Origin of the sequence: Pseudomonas mucidolens (genome assembly GCF_900106045.1) — a bacterium.
GTDB lineage: Bacteria > Pseudomonadota > Gammaproteobacteria > Pseudomonadales > Pseudomonadaceae > Aquipseudomonas > Aquipseudomonas mucidolens.
Genome location: NZ_LT629802.1, coordinates 1502569 through 1521250, shown reverse-complemented (window position 1 = coordinate 1521250; position 18682 = coordinate 1502569). Strand labels below are relative to the sequence as shown.

The following is an 18682-nucleotide window of genomic DNA, read 5'->3' as shown; positions in this document are numbered from 1 at the left end:
CTTTGCGAACTTGCGAAAGGAAACGAGCCCGTCATGATTCTGCCCTGGCTAATCCTGATTCCCTTTATCGGCGGCCTGCTCTGCTGGATGGGCGAGCGCTTCGGCGCAACCCTGCCCCGTTGGATTGCGTTGCTGACCATGTCCCTGGAACTCGCACTCGGCCTCTGGCTGTGGGGCCATGGCGACTATTCATTTGCTCCGGCACCGGGTGTCGATCCAACCTTCGCGCTTGAATTCAAGCACGTCTGGATCGAACGCTTCGGCATCAACGTGCACCTGGCCCTCGACGGCCTGTCGCTGTTGATGATCCTGCTGACCGGCTTGCTGGGTATCCTCTCGGTACTTTGTTCCTGGAAAGAGATTCAGCGTCATGTGGGCTTCTTCCACCTGAACCTGATGTGGATCCTGGGCGGCGTGGTTGGCGTATTCCTCGCCCTCGACCTGTTCATGTTCTTCTTCTTCTGGGAAATGATGCTGGTGCCGATGTACTTCCTCATCGCGCTCTGGGGTCACAGTTCTTCGGACGGCAAGAAAACCCGGATCTACGCGGCGACCAAGTTCTTCATCTTCACCCAGGCTTCCGGCCTGATCATGCTGGTGGCGATCCTCGGTCTGGTACTGGTCAACTTCAACAACACAGGCGTGATTACCTTCAACTACGCCGACCTGTTGAAAACCCAGATGTCGCTGACCACCGAGTACATCCTGATGCTGGGCTTCTTCATCGCGTTCGCGGTGAAGCTGCCGGTGGTGCCGTTCCATTCCTGGTTGCCTGACGCTCACGCCCAGGCGCCGACCGCTGGTTCCGTGGACCTGGCCGGTATCCTGCTGAAGACCGCGGCTTATGGTCTGCTGCGCTTCGCCTTGCCGCTGTTCCCGAATGCCTCGGCCGAGTTTGCGCCGATCGCCATGACCCTGGGCCTGGTCGGGATTTTCTACGGTGCATTCCTGGCCTTCGCACAAACCGACATCAAGCGTCTGATTGCCTTCTCGTCCGTTTCCCACATGGGCTTCGTACTGATCGGTATCTACTCCGGCAGTCAGCTGGCGTTGCAAGGTGCCGTGATCCAGATGTTGGCCCACGGTGTTTCGGCAGCCGCGCTGTTTATCCTCAGCGGCCAGTTGTATGAACGCCTGCATACCCGGGACATGCGCGAAATGGGCGGTGTCTGGTCACGTATCGCTTACCTGCCGGCGATCAGCCTGTTCTTCGCCGCCGCGTCCCTGGGCTTGCCGGGGACCGGTAACTTCATCGGTGAATTCCTGATCCTGATGGGTGCGTTCGTACAAACACCGTGGATCAGCGCCATTGCCACCTCCGGCCTGGTGTTCGGTTCGGTTTACTCGCTGATCATGATCCACCGCGCCTACTTCGGCCCGGCCAAATCCGACACCGTCCTGCAAGGGATGGATGCTCGTGAACTGATCATGGTGCTCGGTCTTGCGGTATTGCTGATCTACATCGGCGTGTACCCGCAACCGTTCCTGGACACTTCTGCCGCGACGATGCATGGCGTGCAGCAGTGGTTCAGCACCGCCTTCTCTCAACTCGCTTCGGCCCGGTAAGAGCGCTATGGAATTCACGATCCAACACTTTATCGCGCTTGCGCCGCTGCTGATCACCAGCCTCACCATCGTGGTGGTGATGCTGGCGATCGCCTGGCGTCGCAATCACTCGCAGACGTTCCTGCTGTCCACCGCCGGTCTGAACCTGGCCTTGCTGTCGATCATCCCGGCACTCAAGGTCGCGCCCCTGGCGATCACCCCGTTGATGATGGTCGATGACTTCGCGCTGCTGTACATCGCGTTGATCCTGATTGCCACCCTTGCCTGCGTCACCCTCGCCCACGCCTACCTCGGCGAAGGCGGCACCGGCTACCCGGGCAACAAGGAAGAGCTGTACCTGCTGATCCTGCTGGCTGCGGCCGGCGGTATCGTGCTGGTCAGCGCGCAGCACCTGGCCGGCTTGTTCATCGGCCTGGAACTGCTGTCGGTCCCGACCTATGGCCTGGTGGCCTACGCCTTCTTCAACAAGCGCTCGCTGGAAGCCGGCATCAAGTACATGGTGCTGTCGGCTGCCGGTTCCGCGTTTCTGTTGTTCGGCATGGCGCTGCTCTATGCCGAGGCCGGTAGCCTGAGCTTCAGCGGTATCGGTCACGCCCTGGCGACCACCAGCATGCCTGCGCCAATCGCCCAGTTGGGCCTGGGGATGATGCTGATTGGCCTGGCGTTCAAACTGTCGCTGGTGCCGTTCCACTTGTGGACCCCGGACGTCTACGAAGGCGCCCCGGCGCCTGTCGCTGCGTTCCTGGCCACGGCCTCAAAAGTGGCGGTGTTTGCGGTAATGGTGCGTCTGTTCCAGATTTCCCCTGCGGCCAACACTGGCGTGCTGAGCAACGTACTGACCATCATCGCTATCGCGTCGATCCTGTTCGGTAACCTGCTGGCCCTGACTCAGAACAACCTCAAGCGTCTGCTGGGTTATTCGTCCATCGCCCACTTCGGTTACCTGCTGATCGCCTTGGTGGCGAGCAAGGGCCTAGCGGTGGAAGCGATTGGCGTGTACCTGGTCACCTACGTGATCACCAGCCTCGGCGCTTTCGGTGTGATCACCCTGATGTCCTCGCCTTACAAAGGCCGTGACGCTGACGCCCTGTACGAGTATCGCGGCCTATTCTGGCGCCGTCCGTACCTGACCGCCGTGCTGACCGTGATGATGCTGTCGCTGGCCGGTATCCCGCTGACCGCGGGCTTCATCGGCAAGTTCTACATCGTCGCGACCGGTGTCGAGGCGCACGAATGGTGGTTGGTCGCGTCCCTGGTACTGGGTAGCGCCATCGGCGTGTTCTACTACCTGCGCGTAATGGTCACCCTGTACCTGATCGAGCCGAACCTGCGCCGTGTGGATGCCGAACTGCACTGGGAACAGAAAGCTGGCGGCGTGATGCTGCTGGCAATCGCCCTGCTGGCATTCTTCCTGGGTGTCTACCCGCAACCCTTGCTCACCCTGGTGCAGCATGCGGTGATGGCGGGTTGATCGCTTAGCGGCAAGCAGTAAGCAGAACGGCACCTTCGGGTGCCGTTTTGCGTTTTCAGGAGTTGATCCAAGAGGCGCGGCGCAGCGTCTATTGCTATAGCGGTGTAACCGTCCGAGCAACACATCTTCCTGATGCCATCGGTTAAGGCGATGGTGTCCACCTAAATTTAAGTGGACACCATTTTTAGCCTTTTTAAGCGGACGCCCATGCCACAAGAACGCCGTTCCTATTCCAAGTCCTTCAAGGCCCAGGTCATTACTGAGTGCGCCCATCCTGACACTTCAATTGCCAATGTCGCCTTGACCCACAACCTCAATGCAAACCTCGTCCATAAATGGATTCGGGTGCATGCGCAGAAAAACCTGGCACTGCAAACTGCCTTCATCCCGGTCAAGACTTCGCCGCCGGTGCCGATGCATCAGGCCCTTCCTGCCACGATCCGAATCGAAGTGCCGCATCCAAAAGGTGTAGTCGTGGTGAGTTGGCCAGCAGAAAATGCAGCGGCGTGTTCTGCTTTCCTACGAGACCTGCTGCGATGATCCGCGTCGATTCCATCTGGCTCGCCACCGAGCCCATGGACATGCGCGCCGGCACTGAAACCGCGCTCGCACGAGTCGTGGCGGTGTTCGGTGCGGCGAAGCCGCACTGTGCCTATCTGTTCGCCAACCGCCGCGCCAATCGAATGAAAGTGCTGGTGCATGACGGCGTGGGGATTTGGCTTGCCGCCCGGCGTTTGAATCAAGGACGCTTCTTCTGGCCGGGTGTGCGACACGGCTCCGAAGTTGAGTTGGATGCCGAGCAACTTCAGGCCCTGGTGCTCGGTTTACCTTGGCAGCGCGTCGGTGCAGGCGGAATCATCTCGATGCTTTAACATCTGCCATGGCGTGCTTGCCAGCGCAATTGGCCCATCAGTCTATCGTCGCCATCAGCCCTCTCTGGCAAAATCGGCGGCATGACTTTGCATCCAAATCTCGATCAATTAAACCCTGAACAACTGCGTGCCCTGGCGGCGCAGTTGATCCAGCGCGTCGAGACAATGGACAAGCAAATCACTCATCACAAGTCGGTCAACGAGAAACTGGCCCACGAGATCGCGCTGCTCAAACGCTTCAAGTTTGCCAAGCGCAGCGAGCAGTTGAGCCCGGATCAAGCCAGCCTGCTCGACGACTTGATCGATACGGATATCGCCGCTATCGAAGCCGAACTTGAGGCGCTGCAACCGGCACCTGTCGAAGCCAAAGTGCGCCAGCAACCCAAGCGCGCACCGCTGCCACCGCAGTTTCCTCGCACACTGATCCATCACGAACCGGACAACAGCCACTGCCAGTGCGGCTGCGCCCTCAAGCGCATCGGCGAAGACGCCAGCGAAAAGCTCGACTACACGCCCGGCGTATTCACCGTCGAGCGTCACATCCGTGGAAAGTGGGCCTGCGAGCAGTGTGAAACGCTAATCCAGGCGCCGGTACCGGCGCACGTCATCGACAAAGGCGTCCCGACCGCAGGCCTGCTGGCCCACATCATGGTGGCCAAGTTCGCCGACCATCTGCCGCTGTATCGCCAAGAGAAAATCTTCGGCCGCGCCGGGCTGCCCATCGCCCGTTCGACACTGGCGCAGTGGGTGGGTCAAACCGGCGTACAACTGCAACCGCTCGTGGAAGCACTGCGCGAGGCAGTGCTGGCCCAGCGAGTCGTCCATGCCGATGAAACACCCGTGCAGATGCTGGCACCGGGTGAAAAGAAAACGCACCGAGCGTATGTCTGGGCCTACTGCACGACACCATTCTCGGCACTGAAGGCGGTAGTCTACGACTTCAGCCCGAGCCGTGCTGGCGAACATGCGCGCAACTTCCTGGGCACTTGGAACGGCAAGCTGGTCTGCGATGGCTTCGCAGGCTACAAGGCCGGCTTCGAAGGGGGCATCACCGAAATCGGCTGCATGGCCCATGCTCGCCGCAAGTTCTTCGACCTGCATGTGGCGAACAAAAGCCAACTGGCCGAACAGGCGCTGCACTCAATCGGCGGCCTATACGAGGTTGAACGAAAGGCCAAAGAGATGAGCGATGAAGATCGCTGGCGATTACGTCAAGAAATGGCGATTCCTATCGCGGAGAAGTTGCATGAGTGGATGCTGGCTCAGCGCGAACTTGTGCCCGAGGGCTCGGCCACAGCCAAGGCTCTGGATTACAGCCTGAAACGCTGGGTAGCGCTGACGCGCTACCTCAATGATGGTGCTGTGCCCATCGACAACAATCGGGTCGAAAATACGATCCGGCCTTGGGCCCTTGGCCGTTCGAATTGGCTCTTCGCCGGATCACTGCGCAGCGGTAAACGAGCGGCGGCAATTATGAGCTTGATTCAATCGGCACGCATGAATGGGCATGATCCGTTCGCGTATCTCAAGGATGTACTGACGCGGTTGCCGACACAGAGGGCCAGTGCAATTGACCAATTACTACCGCATCAATGGGCACAGGGCTCCTAACACGCTATGAGCTACATTCAGTCCGACGCGTCTGAATCTAATGGTGTCGATGGAGGTATTTGCCATGCGGGTTTTTTGTCATCCTGACTGTCGAAAATACGCCGCGCCTTGCGGAAATCCTCAACGTTCTCGACAACCCAAGTCCAGATAGGTGACATGCGGATCAACAGTCCCATACCCAGCGGCGTCAGCTCATACTCGACACGTGGCGGAATCTCACCGAACTCCCGCCGAACCACTAGCCCATCCCGCTCCATGGAGCGTAGCGTCTTGGTTAACATCCGCTGAGTCACCCCAGTCATCTGCCTTTTTATTTCGGCATGGCGCATCGTGCCGTAAACCCCCAGGGCATGCAGAATACCTAACGACCAGCGGCTACCTGCGTGAGCAAGCACTTCTCGTCTGACGCCATCATCGTCTTCTCTAAGCGTTCGGCAAATTGTTTCTGCCTGGCTGAGAGCCTCCTGATCGGTCATTTCATTCTCTGGTATCACAGGTGTGCCTTCTTACGAACGTTGCCTAATCGTGCAAGCATTTGTTCATCTTACAGGCAACAGGTCTCAGGAGAAATCATGACCGAAGTGACTCAGCTTTCCCCCCAATCCATTCTCGTTCTAGGCGCCGGTGAGCTTGGGCTGCCGGTTCTGCGCAATCTTGCGCGAGTAGCAAAGCGCGCGCCCGGCTCCACAATCAGCGTCCTGCTCAGGGATTCGACCATCAACACTCAGGTGCCCGAGAAAAAGGTCGAAATCGATGAGCTTCGAGATCTTGGCATCCAGATGGTGGCCGCAGATCTCGTGAATAATTCAATCGATCAGTTGGCTGAAGTGTTCGCACGGTTCGATACCGTAATAGGCTGCGCAGGCATGGTTGCAGGCCGGGAAACCCCGATGAAGCTGGCTACAGCAGCTCTCAAGTCCGGTGTGAAGCGCTACTTTCCTTGGCAGTTTGGTGTCGACTTCGAGGTAATCGGTCGGGGCAGTCCTCAAGATCTGTTCGATGCTCAGCTTGATGTACGCGAATTGCTTCGCGCCCAGGATAAAACTGAATGGGTAATCATCTCGACGGGTATGTTCACCAGCTTTCTATTCGAGCCAGTATTCGAGGTGGTTGACTTCGAAAACGATACCGTGAACGCGCTAGGCAGTCTTGAGACCAGCGTGACGCTCACGACTCCAGAAGACATTGGTGCGTTGACAGCGGAAATTGTTTTCTTCGAACCTCGCTTCCGCGATCAGATTGTGTACCTCTCGGGAGATACAGTGACGTACGGAGAGGTTGCGAGCCTCCTCGAACGTGTACTGGGTCGCCCGTTCAAACGTAACGTGTGGACTGTTCCGTACTTGCTCCAAGAATTGGAGAGAGACCCAACGCATCACATCAAGAAGTACCGCGCTGTGTTCGCCCAGGGCAGAGGCGTGGCCTGGCCTAAAGCAGGCACTTTCAACGCGCAGCAGTCGACTCAAGTCACGACCGCTGAGGAGTGGGCCCGTGCAAATCTGGCAACCTCATCAGCATAAGGGCAGTAGCTGAACGAACGTTCTCGCGCTCGGAGTTGACCTGCTAAAAAGCTCCTCAGTCTGATAATGGGCGCTGATAACCGAAGCTAAGGCGCGGAGAATGGGTCTGGTAATCCAAGACGACCGAATCTTTATCTTATCCGCACCATCTGCCGAGGTCTGAGGCGTCCCACTTCACTATCTATTGAGTTTTCTAAGCGCGAATTCCGAACCACGGTGACTTAACCAAGCGCTTACTAAAGCCTTGCAAATGAGCGTGGTTTTGAGGAGCACGGGGGAGAATGGTGTGGTCAAGGTGTGTCTGCCGGACGCTTACATAGCGGTAGCAGAGACACCACAAAAAACGGCACCTCACGGTGCCGTTCTACTCACCACCCTCACCTCACTTACGCGCCGCCTCCCACGACTTGAGCAAGTCGGCATAGTTCACGGTTTCACCCTTGGGCTTCTCGTTCGCCAGCTTGGGCTTCGGTGCGCCAGGCTGGTCGAACCAGTATTGCGCGTCGCGCTCGGGGTTCATCTTCGGCCCACACACCGGTTGCACCTTGGCACGCTCCAGGCGCGTCATGATTGCGTCCTGCTCCTTGGCGAGATTGTCGAGGGCCTGTTGCGGGGTTTTCTCGCCGCTGGCGGCAGCCGCGATATTGCTCCACCACAGTTGCGCCAGACGTGGGTAATCCGGCACGTTGGTGCCGGTCGGCGTCCACTGCACCCGCGCAGGGCTACGGTAGAACTCCACCAGGCCGCCCAGCTTCGGTGCCATCTCAGTCATGGCCTGGGAGTTGATGTCCGACTCACGAATCGGCGTCAGGCCGACAATGGTTTTCTTCAGCGACACGGTTTTCGAGGTCACGAACTGCGCATAGAGCCAGGCCGCGAGTTTTTGTTTTTCCGGGGTGGATTTGAGGAAGGTCCAGGCACCCACGTCCTGATAACCGAGCTTCATCCCCTCCTCCCAATATGGCCCGCGTGGCGATGGGGCCATGCGCCATTTCGGCGTGCCGTCGGCGTTTACCACCGGCAAGCCTGGTTTGGTCATGTCGGCGGTAAAGGCGGTGTACCAGAAGATCTGCTGGGCGATATTGCCCTGCGACGGCACGGGCCCGGATTCGGAGAACGTCATGCCCGCCGCTTCCGGGGGCGCGTAGGCTTTCATCCAATCCACGTATTTTTGCGTGGCAAACACCGCAGCCGGGCCGTTGGTGTCGCCACCACGGGTGACGCTGGAACCCACCGGATGGCAATCCTCGACACGAATCCCCCACTCGTCCACCGGCAAGCCGTTAGGCAAGCCCTTGTCGCCACCACCGGCCATGGAGAACCAGGCATCGGTGAAGCGCCAGCCCAGGGATGGGTCTTTTTTGCCGTAGTCCATGTGCCCGTAGACGCGATTGCCGTCGATTTCCTTGACGTCCTCGCTGAAGAATTTGGCGACGTCCTCATAGGCCGACCAGTTCACCGGCACACCCAATTCGTAACCGTATTTCTCCTTGAACTTGGCTTTCAGGTCGGCACGCTCGAACCAGTCGGCACGGAACCAGTACAGGTTGGCGAACTGCTGGTCGGGCAATTGATAAATCTTGCCATCCGGCGCGGTGGTGAAGGAAATGCCGATGAAATCCTTCAGGTCCAGGGTTGGCGAGGTGAAGTTTTTGCCTTCGTTGGCCATCATGTCGGTGATGGATTCGGTCTTGCCATAGCGAAAGTGCGTGCCGATCAGGTCCGAGTCATTGACCCAGCCGTCATAGATATTCTTGTCGGATTGCATCTGGGTTTGCAGCTTCTCCACCACGTCACCTTCCTGCAACAGGTCGTGGGTCAGCTTGATCCCGGTGATTTCGCTGAAAGCCTTGGCCAGCACCTTGGATTCGTACTCGTGGGTGGTGAGGGTTTCCGACACCACGTTGATACTCATCCCACGAAACGGCTCGGCGGCCTTGATAAACCACTTCAGCTCTTCAAGCTGCTGGGCTTCGTCAAGGGTGGACGGCTTGAACTCACTGCCAATCCACTTTTTCGCCGCATCTTCGTATACATCGGCCCACGCCGCGGCGCTCAGGCCGCTGAGCGCCAAGACGGCGGCCAATGAAATGCTATGTCGCAGCTTATTGTTTTTATCGAACATAGAGACCTCCTGGTTGATTTCAAATGGGGACATGCTAAACGCCAACCAACCCTGTAGGAGCGAGCTTGTTCGCGAAGGTCACGAACGATGACGCGGAAAACCTGACACCCCGAGGCGAACCCAGGTTTTTCGCGAGCAAGCTCGCGCCTACAAGGATCTGGACGACATCACTAGCCCCAGCGCATCACAGACAACAGCCACACCAGAGACAGCGCGGACGCCACCCAGATGCTCCAGCCGGTCACGCCGACTACCAGCAGATGCAGGTAAGCGCTTCCGAGAAGACCGATAAACAAGCGATCACCACGGGTGGTGCTGATCGGCAGAAAACCACGCCGTGAGATACTCGGCGAACGCAACTCCCAGGTGGTCATGCCCGCCAACAACAGAGCAATAGCCACGAAAAACAGCGCAGTGGGGGTGGTCCAGGCCATCCATTCCATCATCGACTCCTCAGACCCGGCCCAGGGCAAAGCCCTTGGCCACATGGTTGCGAACAAACCAGATCACCAGCATGCCCGGCAAAATGGTCAATACCCCGGCCGCCGCGAGCACACCCCAGTCAATCCCTGAAGCCGAAACCGTACGGGTCATCACCGCCGCAATCGGCTTGGCGTTGACCGAGGTCAGCGTGCGCGCCAGCAGTAACTCCACCCAGGAAAACATAAAGCAGAAAAACGCCGTGACGCCGATCCCCGAACCAATCAGCGGGACGAAAATCTTGGCGAAAAATTTCGGAAAGCTATAGCCGTCGATGTAGGCCGTCTCATCGATTTCCTTGGGCACCCCGGACATGAAACCTTCGAGGATCCACACCGCCAGCGGCACGTTAAACAAGCAATGGGCCAAGGCCACGGCAATATGCGTGTCGAACAAGCCAATAGACGAATACAGCTGAAAAAATGGCAGCAGAAACACCGCTGGAGGGGCCATGCGATTGGTCAGCAGCCAGAAGAACAGGTGCTTGTCCCCAAGGAACCGGTAGCGAGAAAACGCGTAGGCCGCCGGTAATGCCACCGCCAGGGAAATCAGCGTATTCAGGCTGACGTAGTACAACGAGTTGAGGTAACCGGTGTACCAACTGGGGTCAGTGAAAATCACCTTATAGTTGGCCAAGGTGAAATCCTGGGGAAACAGCGTCAGGCTGCCGAGGATTTCGGTGTTGCTTTTGAAGGACATGTTCAGCAGCCAGTAGATCGGCACCAGCAGGAACAGGATATAGATCAGCAGGGGCACCAGTTTGCGTTTGCTCATGGAGGCGGCCTCAGCGATTGGCGTCGGAATGGGTCATGGCGGTGTAGAACAGCCAGGACACCAACAGGATGATCAGGAAATACACCAGGGAAAACGCCGCGGCCGGGCCAAGGTCGAATTGCCCTACAGCCATCTGGGTCAGGGTCTGACTCAAGAAGGTGGTGGCATTACCCGGTCCACCGCCCGTCAGCACGAACGGTTCGGTATAGATCATGAAACTGTCCATGAAGCGCAGCATCACCGCGATCAGCAGCACGCTCTTCATCTTCGGCAACTGGATATGCCGGAACACCGCCCAACTGGACGCACGATCAATCCTCGCTGCCTGGTAGTACACATCGGGTATTGCCCGTAGTCCCGAGTAACACAGCAGCGCCACCAGCGAGGTCCAGTGCCATACATCCATCACCAGCACCGTGACCCAGGCGTCCATGGTGTTGGCAGCGTAGTTGTAGTTGATCCCCATCGCATTGAGGGTTGAACCCAGAAGGCCGATATCGGCGCGGCCGAATATCTGCCAGATGGTGCCGACCACGTTCCACGGAATCAGCAGCGGAATGGCCAAGACAATCAATACAAGCGAGGCCCAGCGCCCCTTGGTCGGCATGGTCAGGGCGATGGCGATACCCAGCGGAATCTCGATCAACAGTACACAAGCAGAATAAATGAACTGGCGCAGCAACGAGTCATGCAGACGCGAATCCAGCAGCACCTGTTTGTACCAATCGACCCCGACGAAATAGCGGCTGGACTGGTCGAAAATGTCCTGCACCGAATAGTTGACCACGGTCATCATCGGGATCACCGCACTGAAGGCCACCAGCAGGAATACCGGCAATACCAGCCACCAGGCCTTGTTGTTCTGCACCTTGTTCATGGCCGTGCCTCCAGCAGGTAATCATCGGCATAGACCATCAGCCATTGCGCCGGGAAACTGATGGACGCCCTGCCCTCGGGCACCGGTTTGTCTTCGGCCAGACGCACCTTCAGCGTCGCTCCAGCAAGGTCCAAGGTCATGATCTTGTAGGTCCCGAGGTCTTCGACATGGATGACATCGGCTTGCAGCACGTCGGGGTTTGGCTCATCCCAGACATGAATAAATTCCGGGCGGATGCCGACCTCAAGCTTCTTGTAATCCATCTCTGAGATTTGCCGTTGCAGCGTCTCGGGCAATGCCAGGTGCGTGCCGGCAAACCCCACGCCGCCGGCTTCTGCCTGCACTTCGATCAGATTCATCCCAGGGCTGCCGATGAAATACCCGACAAAAGTATGGCTAGGCCGCTCGAACAATTCCCGTGGTGTGCCGAATTGCACGATTTGTCCGCCATACATCACCGCGATCTTGTCGGCAAACGTCGAGGCCTCCAGTTGATCGTGGGTCACATAGACCATGGTGATGTTGAACTGCTCGTGGATCTGCTTGAGCTTGCGCCGCAGCTTCCACTTCAAGTGCGGGTCGATGACCGTCAGCGGCTCGTCGAAGAGGATCGCCGACACGTCATCACGCACCAGCCCCCGGCCCATGGAAACCTTCTGCTTTTCATCGGCGGTGAGGTTGCGGGCTTTTTTGTCCAACAGCGCCTGGAGGTCAAGCACCTCGGCAATTTCCTGCACCTTGCTGTGAATCTTCGCCTCGGCCATGCCTTGATTGCGCAGCGGAAAAGCCAGGTTGTCGAACACCGTCATGGTGTCGTAGACCACCGGAAACTGGAACACCTGGGCAATATTGCGTTTTTCCGGGGTCAGGTCATTCACCACTTTGCTGTCAAACAGCACCTGCCCCTCCGAAGGGCTGAGCAGGCCGGAGATGATGTTGAGCAACGTCGACTTGCCGCAACCCGAAGGGCCGAGCAAGGCATAGGCACCGCCCTGCTCCCAAACGTGGTTCATTTCCCGGATGGCGTAGTCCGAAGGATCGACCGGCGTAGGGCTGTAACTATGAGCCAGGTTCTGCAAATGGATCTCGGCCATCAGGCAATCCTCGCGACACGCCGTCCGGGGGCCTGGAGCAAACGTCCCTGGCCATCAAACACAAACAGTTTATGGGTGGGGATATAGATGCGGATGGGCGCGTCCACGTCGTATTCATGGACCCCCGGCAGGTGCAGAACCAGCAGGAAATGTTCGCTGCGCACATGCAGGAACGTTTCCGAACCGCTGATCTCCGCGACTTCGACCGTCACCGCCAATTCCAGATCGTCGTCGTTGCTGGGCACCAGGCTGATATGGCTGGGGCGCACGCCAAAACGAAACTCGCCTTCACCGATGGGCCGCAGATCAACATTCAGGGGGAAGTGAATATCGTTGACGAAACTCACTTCATTGCCGCTGATGCGCCCCGGCATCAGGTTGATTGGCGGCTCGGAAAACAGCTCGGCCGCCAGCACCGTTTGCGGTTGATGATAGACCTCGGCGGCCTTGCCGCTCTGGATCACCCGGCCTTCGTGAAGAATCGTCGTGGTCCCACCCAGCGCCAGGGCTTCGTTGGGCTCGGTGGTGGCATAGATGGCGATGGTGTGGCGCGCCTTGAACAGCTCACGCATTTCCTGACGCAGTTCTTCCCGCAGCTTGTAGTCCAGGTTCACCAACGGTTCGTCGAACAGAATCAGTTCGGCATCCTTGACCAGCGCGCGCGCCATGGCCGTACGCTGTTGCTGACCGCCGGACAGTTCCAAGGGATGGCGTTGCAGGAATTTCTCGATGCGCAGCATCTTCGCGGTTTCCAGCACCTTGTGCTGGATCTGCTCATTGGACACACCCGCCTGACGCAATGGCGAGGCAATGTTTTCGAACACGGTCATGGTCGGGTAGTTGATGAACTGCTGGTAAACCATCGACACGTTGCGCAGGCGCACCGGCTTGTGGGTGACGTCGACACCGTTCATCAGGATGCGCCCGCTGTCGGGCTTGTCCAGGCCAGCCATCAAGCGCATCAGGCTGGTCTTGCCGGACAGCGTGCGCCCCAGCAAAACGTTGAAGGATCCGGCTTCAAAGCTCAGATTGGCATCATCGATCCAGGTCTGGCCTTCGATGACGCGGGAGACATGTTCCAGGGTCAATGACATGACACGCCCTTTTTATTATTGGAATGGTTCTGTCCAGAGTTCAGAGCGAGTTTCATGCCAAAAACAACAACCCCTTACTTATCAGTGCATTGCTAAAAAGCCACGTTCACCTCTGAACAGAAATGAACATTCACAACTGAACAATTGAACAGCCAGGGGCTTGACAATGAACAGTTTTGAACAACACTGAATGAGCCATAAAAACAACAATAAAGAAGGTCCCTGCCATGGCCGCACCCGCTCCCCTGCTGGCGCACGACACCATCATCCAGGACTCCTGGCGCCGCTGCCGCGCCTTCGGCCTGGATCACCAGAGCACGCCCAGCTTCGATCAACTGCCCGCCGACGGCATCAGCCAGCTGCTGGAGCGCCACCACTCCCTGGTGCAGACCACTCACCAGGAAGTCCTGCCCTATTACGAGAACATCCTCAGCAACTCCAATTGCCTGATCATGTTGGCCGATCATCAGGGCCAGGTCTTGACCTCCTGGGGCACCCAGCGGTTTATCGAGCCAAAGCTGGCCCGGGGTTTCAGCGCCGGGGCCAGCTGGCTGGAGCGCTCGACCGGCACCAACGCCATCGGCACCGCCCTGGCTTGCGCGCAGGCGGTGCATATCGAACACGATGAACACTTCCTCAAGGCCAACCGCTTCATGACCGGGTCGGCGGCACCGATCGTTGATGCCCACCGCGAAATCATCGCCGTGCTGGATGTGTCCAGCGACAGCTATCTGCCGCCCTCCCATACCTTGGGCATGGTCAAGATGATGAGCCAGACCGTGGAAAACCGGCTGATTCTCAACCTGTTTGGCGGCGAGCATTTCCAACTGACCTTCAATACCGGGCTGAACAACCTCGACAGCCAATGGGCTGGCCTGCTGATCTTCGATGAAAGCGGCCAGGTGTTATCGGCCAACCGACGCGCCGATAATTTGCTGGGCATCAGCCTGTCGCGGGTGATGATCGACAGTTTGTTCAAAGTGTCGTTGCTGGAACTGCTCAATCAACCCGAAGGTTTGCCGTTCGCACTGCAGGCCGCTGGGCGCAATCGCTTTCAATGTTTGTTGAAACGGCCTAAACAAACACCGATCCAGGCGCGGGTCTTTGCGCAACCAACACCTGCCGCCCCCGCAGCCATCAACCTCAACACCCTGCATTTTGGCGACAGCCGCGTGGAAAAAGCCGTGCGCCAGGCCGAGCGGTTGCTGGAAAAAGACATCCCGTTGCTGATCCACGGTGAAACTGGAGTAGGCAAGGAAGTTTTCGTCAAAGCCCTGCACCAGGCCAGTTCCCGCAGCCAACAAGCATTTATCGCCGTCAACTGCGCGGCCATTCCCGCAGAACTGGTGGAATCGGAGTTGTTTGGCTACGAAAAAGGCGCCTTCACCGGCGCCAATCAGAAAGGCAGCATCGGCCTGATCCGCAAGGCCGACAAGGGCACGCTGTTTCTTGACGAAATCGGCGACATGCCTTTGCCCACCCAGGCTCGGCTGTTGCGCGTATTGCAGGAGCGTTGCGTGCAACCGGTGGGCAGCAGCGAATTGTTTGCAGTGGACCTGCGCATCATCTCGGCCACCAACCGTTCGTTGCGCGAACAAGTACAGATCGGACGCTTCCGTGAGGATTTGTACTACCGCATCGGCGGCCTGACCCTGGAGCTGCCACCTTTACGCGAGCGCAGCGACAAGCAGGCATTGTTCAAGCAGCTCTGGCAACAGCATCGCGATCCCACGCAATGGGCCGGACTCAGCGCCGAAGTGTTGGCGTTGTTTGAGCAGCATCCGTGGCCGGGCAACTTGCGGCAGGTCAGCAGCGTGATGCAGGTCGCCCTGGCCATGGCCGAAGAGCAGCCGATTCGTGCGGAGCATTTGCCGGATGATTTTTTCATCGACCTGGGACAACGCCCACCGCAACCCCGCGTGCACCACGAGACGCCAGAAGAGCTTCAAGACCTGAATCAAAGACTGGAGGCGGTCGGTGGCAATATCTCGCATTTGGCACGGGAGTTGGGCGTGAGTCGCAACACCCTGTACAAGCGATTACGCGAGACTACATAGCTGCAACTAGGCGTTTTTTCCTTAGGCTTGATCGCTGCTCCATGTAGTTATGCACGGCGCTGCAGAACAAAAAAGTCCCCGCTCGCCGTAAGCTGCTTCTGATTTTCCGGCACACGGCGGCGGCCGGTCTTTTAGCGGTGCAGACTGCAATACCCGTATCTTGCAGAGAACGTCATGGATGACTTTGCGTTTAGCGATTCGATTGATGATTCGCCGTGCGTGTCGAAAAACCCGAATGGCGAGGCCATTACCAGCGCCGAGCAGACCGTCACTGACGGTTGCCGGGTGTCGATGGTGACCGGCGAAGCACTGTTGATGCTTACCGAAGGTGAGTTGCCCGGGATCTTGCCGTTTGCCTGGAAACGGGTGTATCGCAGCAGTGCGGTTGACCTGGATTGCGGCGTGGGTTTCGGTTGGCGCCACTCCCTGGCCCATCGGCTGGCGGTGGTGGGGGATTCGGTGGTGTGGACCGATCACGAAAACCGCAGCAGCACCTTTGCGCTGCCCAGCGTTGCGCGGCCGGTCATCAGTAACAGCCTGGCCGAAGCGACGATCTGTCTGGGCGCTTCGCCGGATGAACTGATCGTGGCTCAGGCTGCGCGCCGCTATCACTTTCGCGACACCCTACTGACGTCGATCAGCGATGCGTATGACAACCGCCTGCACATCAGCCGCGATGCTTCGGCACGTATCCAGCGCCTGTCTAACCAGGCGGGCCGCGCCTTGCTGTTGCGCTACGAACAAACACATATCGTCGCCGTCGACTATCAGACATTCGACGCGCAAAGCCTGCTGACCGACGCCTGGATTACTCAGCACACCCTCGTTTCCTACCGTTACGACGCACACCAACGGCTGGTTGAGACGACCAATGCCGCAGGCGAAAGCGAGCGCTATCGCTACGATGCGCAGCAGGTGATATTGCAACGCTCGTCAGCCGCTGGCGCGAGTTTCTTCTGGGCGTGGCAACGCGCTGGCAAGGCTGCGCGATGTGTCCGGCATTGGGCGAGCTGTTCGCAGATGGACACGCGCTACGCCTGGGATGATCGCGGCGGTGTCACGCTGTCCCGCGCCGATGGCAGCCAGCACGTCTATGTGCATGACTCGCGGGCGCGACTGGTACAACGGATCGATGCGCACGGTGCGCAGCACTTCATGTCATACGACGAAAAGGGTCGGTTGACGGTCGAGCAGGATCCGCTGGGGGCGGTGACGGCCTATCAGTATGACCAGGCCGGGCGACTAATATGGCTGTTTCCTGGCGAAGACGAGCCTATTTCCTACGAGTACGCCAACGGGTTCCTGCACCTCGTACGTCGCGGCCACGCGGTCTGGACCTACCTGCGCAACAGGCAGGGCGATATCACGCGCAAAACCGAGCCTGACGGCAGCGTTACCGTCTACCGTTATGACACACGCGGCTTGCTGACCGAAGTCAGGTACCCCGACGGCCACATCACCCGCCTCGACCTGGCCGACGGCGAATAAAAAACGCCCCGAACCAGCCGTAATGCCGTTCAGTCAAGCAAATGAAGCGCCTGATACCGCTTTTGTGGCGAGGGGGCTTGTCCCCCGTTGGGCTGCGCAGCAGCCCCCAAACCTGTCACCCCAGTTTGGACTGAAGCACGGAGGAGGCTTTTTTTGGGGCTGCTGCGCAGCCCAACGGGGGACAAGCCCCCTCGCCACAGCCTTAACTGAACGGCATTACCGAACCAGTCGGGGCGTTTTTATTCAGCGTACCGCCAGCAACCGTCAGTCAGCCAACCGCCACGTCGTCCCGCCCTTGCCGTCTTCCAACACCACGCCCATAGCGGTGAGTTGGTCACGGATGCGGTCGGATTCTGCCCAGTCCTTGTTGGCACGGGCATTCAGGCGGGCCTGGATCAGTGCGTCGACCTCGGCTGCATCCACACGTCCTTCGGCGCCTGCTTGCAGGAAGTCATCGGCTTCCATTTGCAGGACGCCCAACACGCTTGCCAGCTCCTTGAGACGCGCAGCCAACCCCGCCGCTGCGTCGAGATCGCTCTCACGCAGGCGGTTGATCTCGCGCACCATTTCGAACAGGACCGCGCACGCTTCCGGGGTGCCGAAGTCGTCGTTCATGACTTCGGTAAACCGTGCCACGAACCCTTCGCCACCGGCAGGCGCCACGGCAGGCAAGCCTTTCAACGCATGGTAGAAACGCTCCAGGGCGCCCTTGGCGTCCTTGAGGTTGTCTTCCGAGTAGTTGATGGCGCTGCGATAATGGCTCGACACCAGCAAGTAACGCACAACTTCCGGGTGATACTTTTCCAGCACGTCGCGGATGGTGAAGAAGTTGTTCAAGGACTTGGACATCTTCTCGCCATTGATGCGAATCATGCCGCAATGCATCCACGCGTTGGCGTAGGTCTTGCCGGTGGCGGCTTCGCTTTGCGCGATTTCGTTCTCGTGGTGCGGAAACTCGAGGTCGCTGCCGCCGCCATGAATGTCGAAAGTCTCGCCCAGGCAGCAAGTGGACATCACCGAGCATTCGATGTGCCAGCCCGGACGACCGGCGCCCCATGGCGATTCCCAGCTCGGTTCGCCAGGCTTGGTGCCTTTCCACAGCACGAAGTCCAGCGGATCCTGCTTGGCTTCGTCGACTTCAATGCGTGCGCCGATCCGCAGGTCTTCGATTTTCTTGCGCGACAATTTGCCGTAGCCCATGAACTTGGCGACGCGGTAGTACACGTCGCCGTTGCCCGGGGCGTAGGCGTAACCCTTGTCGATCAAGGTCTGGATCATCGCGTGCATGCCAGGGATGTGGTCCGTGGCACGCGGCTCCATGTCCGGCTTGAGGATGTTGAGCCGCGCCTCGTCCTCGTGCATGGCCGCAATCATGCGTTCGGTCAGCGCGTCGAACGACTCGCCGTTTTCATTGGCACGATTGATGATCTTGTCGTCGATGTCGGTGATGTTGCGCACGTACGTCAAATCGTAGCCGCTGAAACGCAACCAGCGGGTCACCAGGTCAAAGGCAACCATGCTGCGGCCGTGGCCGATGTGGCAGTAGTCGTACACGGTCATGCCGCACACGTACATGCGCACCTTGTTGCCATCCAGCGGCGTGAAGACTTCTTTGGTCTTACTGAGCGTGTTGTAGATCGTTAGCACGATGTT

Annotated in this window: 15 protein-coding genes and 1 pseudogene; 8 read left to right on the top strand and 8 right to left on the bottom strand. The window is 58.5% G+C overall.

What is annotated here, in order from left to right; translation table 11 throughout:
• The first annotated feature begins 33 nt into the window (after positions 1–33).
• From nuoM to tnpC, 5 genes are all read left to right on the top strand, one after another.
• Positions 34–1566 carry an NADH-quinone oxidoreductase subunit M gene (gene nuoM / locus BLU75_RS07330; RefSeq protein WP_084378062.1) on the top strand — a complete coding sequence of 511 codons (1533 nt, stop codon included), beginning with the start codon at positions 34–36 and terminating at the stop codon, positions 1564–1566.
• A gap of 7 nt (positions 1567–1573) precedes the next feature.
• Positions 1574–3037 carry an NADH-quinone oxidoreductase subunit NuoN gene (gene nuoN / locus BLU75_RS07325; RefSeq protein ID WP_084378063.1) on the top strand — a complete coding sequence of 488 codons (1464 nt, stop codon included), beginning with the start codon at positions 1574–1576 and terminating at the stop codon, positions 3035–3037.
• Between the two features lie 207 nt (positions 3038–3244).
• Positions 3245–3577, top strand: a complete 333-nt coding sequence (tnpA, locus tag BLU75_RS07315; protein WP_003173944.1) for an IS66-like element accessory protein TnpA — start codon at positions 3245–3247, stop codon at positions 3575–3577.
• Positions 3574–3909 (top strand): IS66 family insertion sequence element accessory protein TnpB, encoded by a 336-nt coding sequence (gene tnpB, locus BLU75_RS27720; protein WP_003177794.1) that lies wholly within the window; start codon positions 3574–3576, stop codon positions 3907–3909. The genes tnpA and tnpB overlap by 4 nt, the downstream gene beginning before the upstream one ends.
• An 81-nt stretch (positions 3910–3990) precedes the next feature.
• On the top strand, positions 3991–5520 hold the full coding sequence (tnpC, locus tag BLU75_RS07305; protein ID WP_042944682.1) for an IS66 family transposase: 1530 nt from the start codon (positions 3991–3993) through the stop codon (positions 5518–5520).
• 17 nt (positions 5521–5537) lie between these two features.
• Here the strand turns inward: tnpC and BLU75_RS07300 are convergent, their stop codons facing one another.
• On the bottom strand, positions 5538–5996 hold the full coding sequence (locus BLU75_RS07300) for a winged helix-turn-helix transcriptional regulator (RefSeq protein WP_003429427.1): 459 nt from the start codon (positions 5994–5996) through the stop codon (positions 5538–5540).
• 96 nt (positions 5997–6092) lie between these two features.
• Between BLU75_RS07300 and BLU75_RS07295 the strand changes: the two genes are divergently transcribed.
• Positions 6093–7040, top strand: a complete 948-nt coding sequence (locus BLU75_RS07295; RefSeq protein ID WP_003173940.1) for an aromatic alcohol reductase — start codon at positions 6093–6095, stop codon at positions 7038–7040.
• Positions 7041–7422: 382 nt separating this feature from the next.
• On the opposite strand, the gene BLU75_RS07290 is transcribed toward BLU75_RS07295, so the two are convergent.
• The 6 genes from BLU75_RS07290 to BLU75_RS07265 all read right to left on the bottom strand — a co-directional run bounded on the left by BLU75_RS07290 (position 7423) and on the right by BLU75_RS07265 (position 13484).
• Positions 7423–9165: an ABC transporter substrate-binding protein gene (locus BLU75_RS07290; RefSeq protein WP_090221402.1), complete on the bottom strand. Its 1743-nt coding sequence runs from the start codon at positions 9163–9165 to the stop codon at positions 7423–7425.
• Positions 9166–9335: 170 nt separating this feature from the next.
• The gene (locus BLU75_RS07285) at positions 9336–9608 is read right to left on the bottom strand and encodes a DUF2160 domain-containing protein (protein ID WP_084379123.1); all 273 of its coding nucleotides are present in this window, start codon (positions 9606–9608) and stop codon (positions 9336–9338) included.
• 10 nt (positions 9609–9618) lie between these two features.
• Positions 9619–10419, bottom strand: a complete 801-nt coding sequence (locus BLU75_RS07280) for a carbohydrate ABC transporter permease (protein WP_084379124.1) — start codon at positions 10417–10419, stop codon at positions 9619–9621.
• Between the two features lie 10 nt (positions 10420–10429).
• Positions 10430–11296, bottom strand: a complete 867-nt coding sequence (locus BLU75_RS07275; protein ID WP_084379125.1) for a carbohydrate ABC transporter permease — start codon at positions 11294–11296, stop codon at positions 10430–10432.
• Entirely contained in the window at positions 11293–12390 is a 1098-nt protein-coding gene (locus tag BLU75_RS07270; protein WP_084379126.1) for an ABC transporter ATP-binding protein, read from the bottom strand. The genes BLU75_RS07275 and BLU75_RS07270 overlap by 4 nt, the downstream gene beginning before the upstream one ends.
• Positions 12390–13484 carry an ABC transporter ATP-binding protein gene (locus BLU75_RS07265; RefSeq protein WP_084379127.1) on the bottom strand — a complete coding sequence of 365 codons (1095 nt, stop codon included), beginning with the start codon at positions 13482–13484 and terminating at the stop codon, positions 12390–12392. Before BLU75_RS07265 ends, BLU75_RS07270 begins: the two co-directional genes overlap by 1 nt.
• A gap of 227 nt (positions 13485–13711) precedes the next feature.
• Here BLU75_RS07265 and BLU75_RS07260 point away from each other — a divergent pair, with 227 nt between their 5' ends.
• Both BLU75_RS07260 and BLU75_RS07255 read left to right on the top strand, forming a co-directional pair.
• Positions 13712–15541, top strand: a complete 1830-nt coding sequence (locus BLU75_RS07260) for a sigma-54-dependent Fis family transcriptional regulator (RefSeq protein WP_084379128.1) — start codon at positions 13712–13714, stop codon at positions 15539–15541.
• Between the two features lie 195 nt (positions 15542–15736).
• Positions 15737–17008: pseudogene (locus BLU75_RS07255) on the top strand (DUF6531 domain-containing protein); the annotation flags it as partial.
• Between the two features lie 285 nt (positions 17009–17293).
• Here the strand turns inward: BLU75_RS07255 and cysS are convergent.
• On the bottom strand, positions 17294–18676 hold the full coding sequence (gene cysS, locus BLU75_RS07250) for a cysteine--tRNA ligase (protein ID WP_084379130.1): 1383 nt from the start codon (positions 18674–18676) through the stop codon (positions 17294–17296).
• Positions 18677–18682 lie beyond the last annotated feature (6 nt).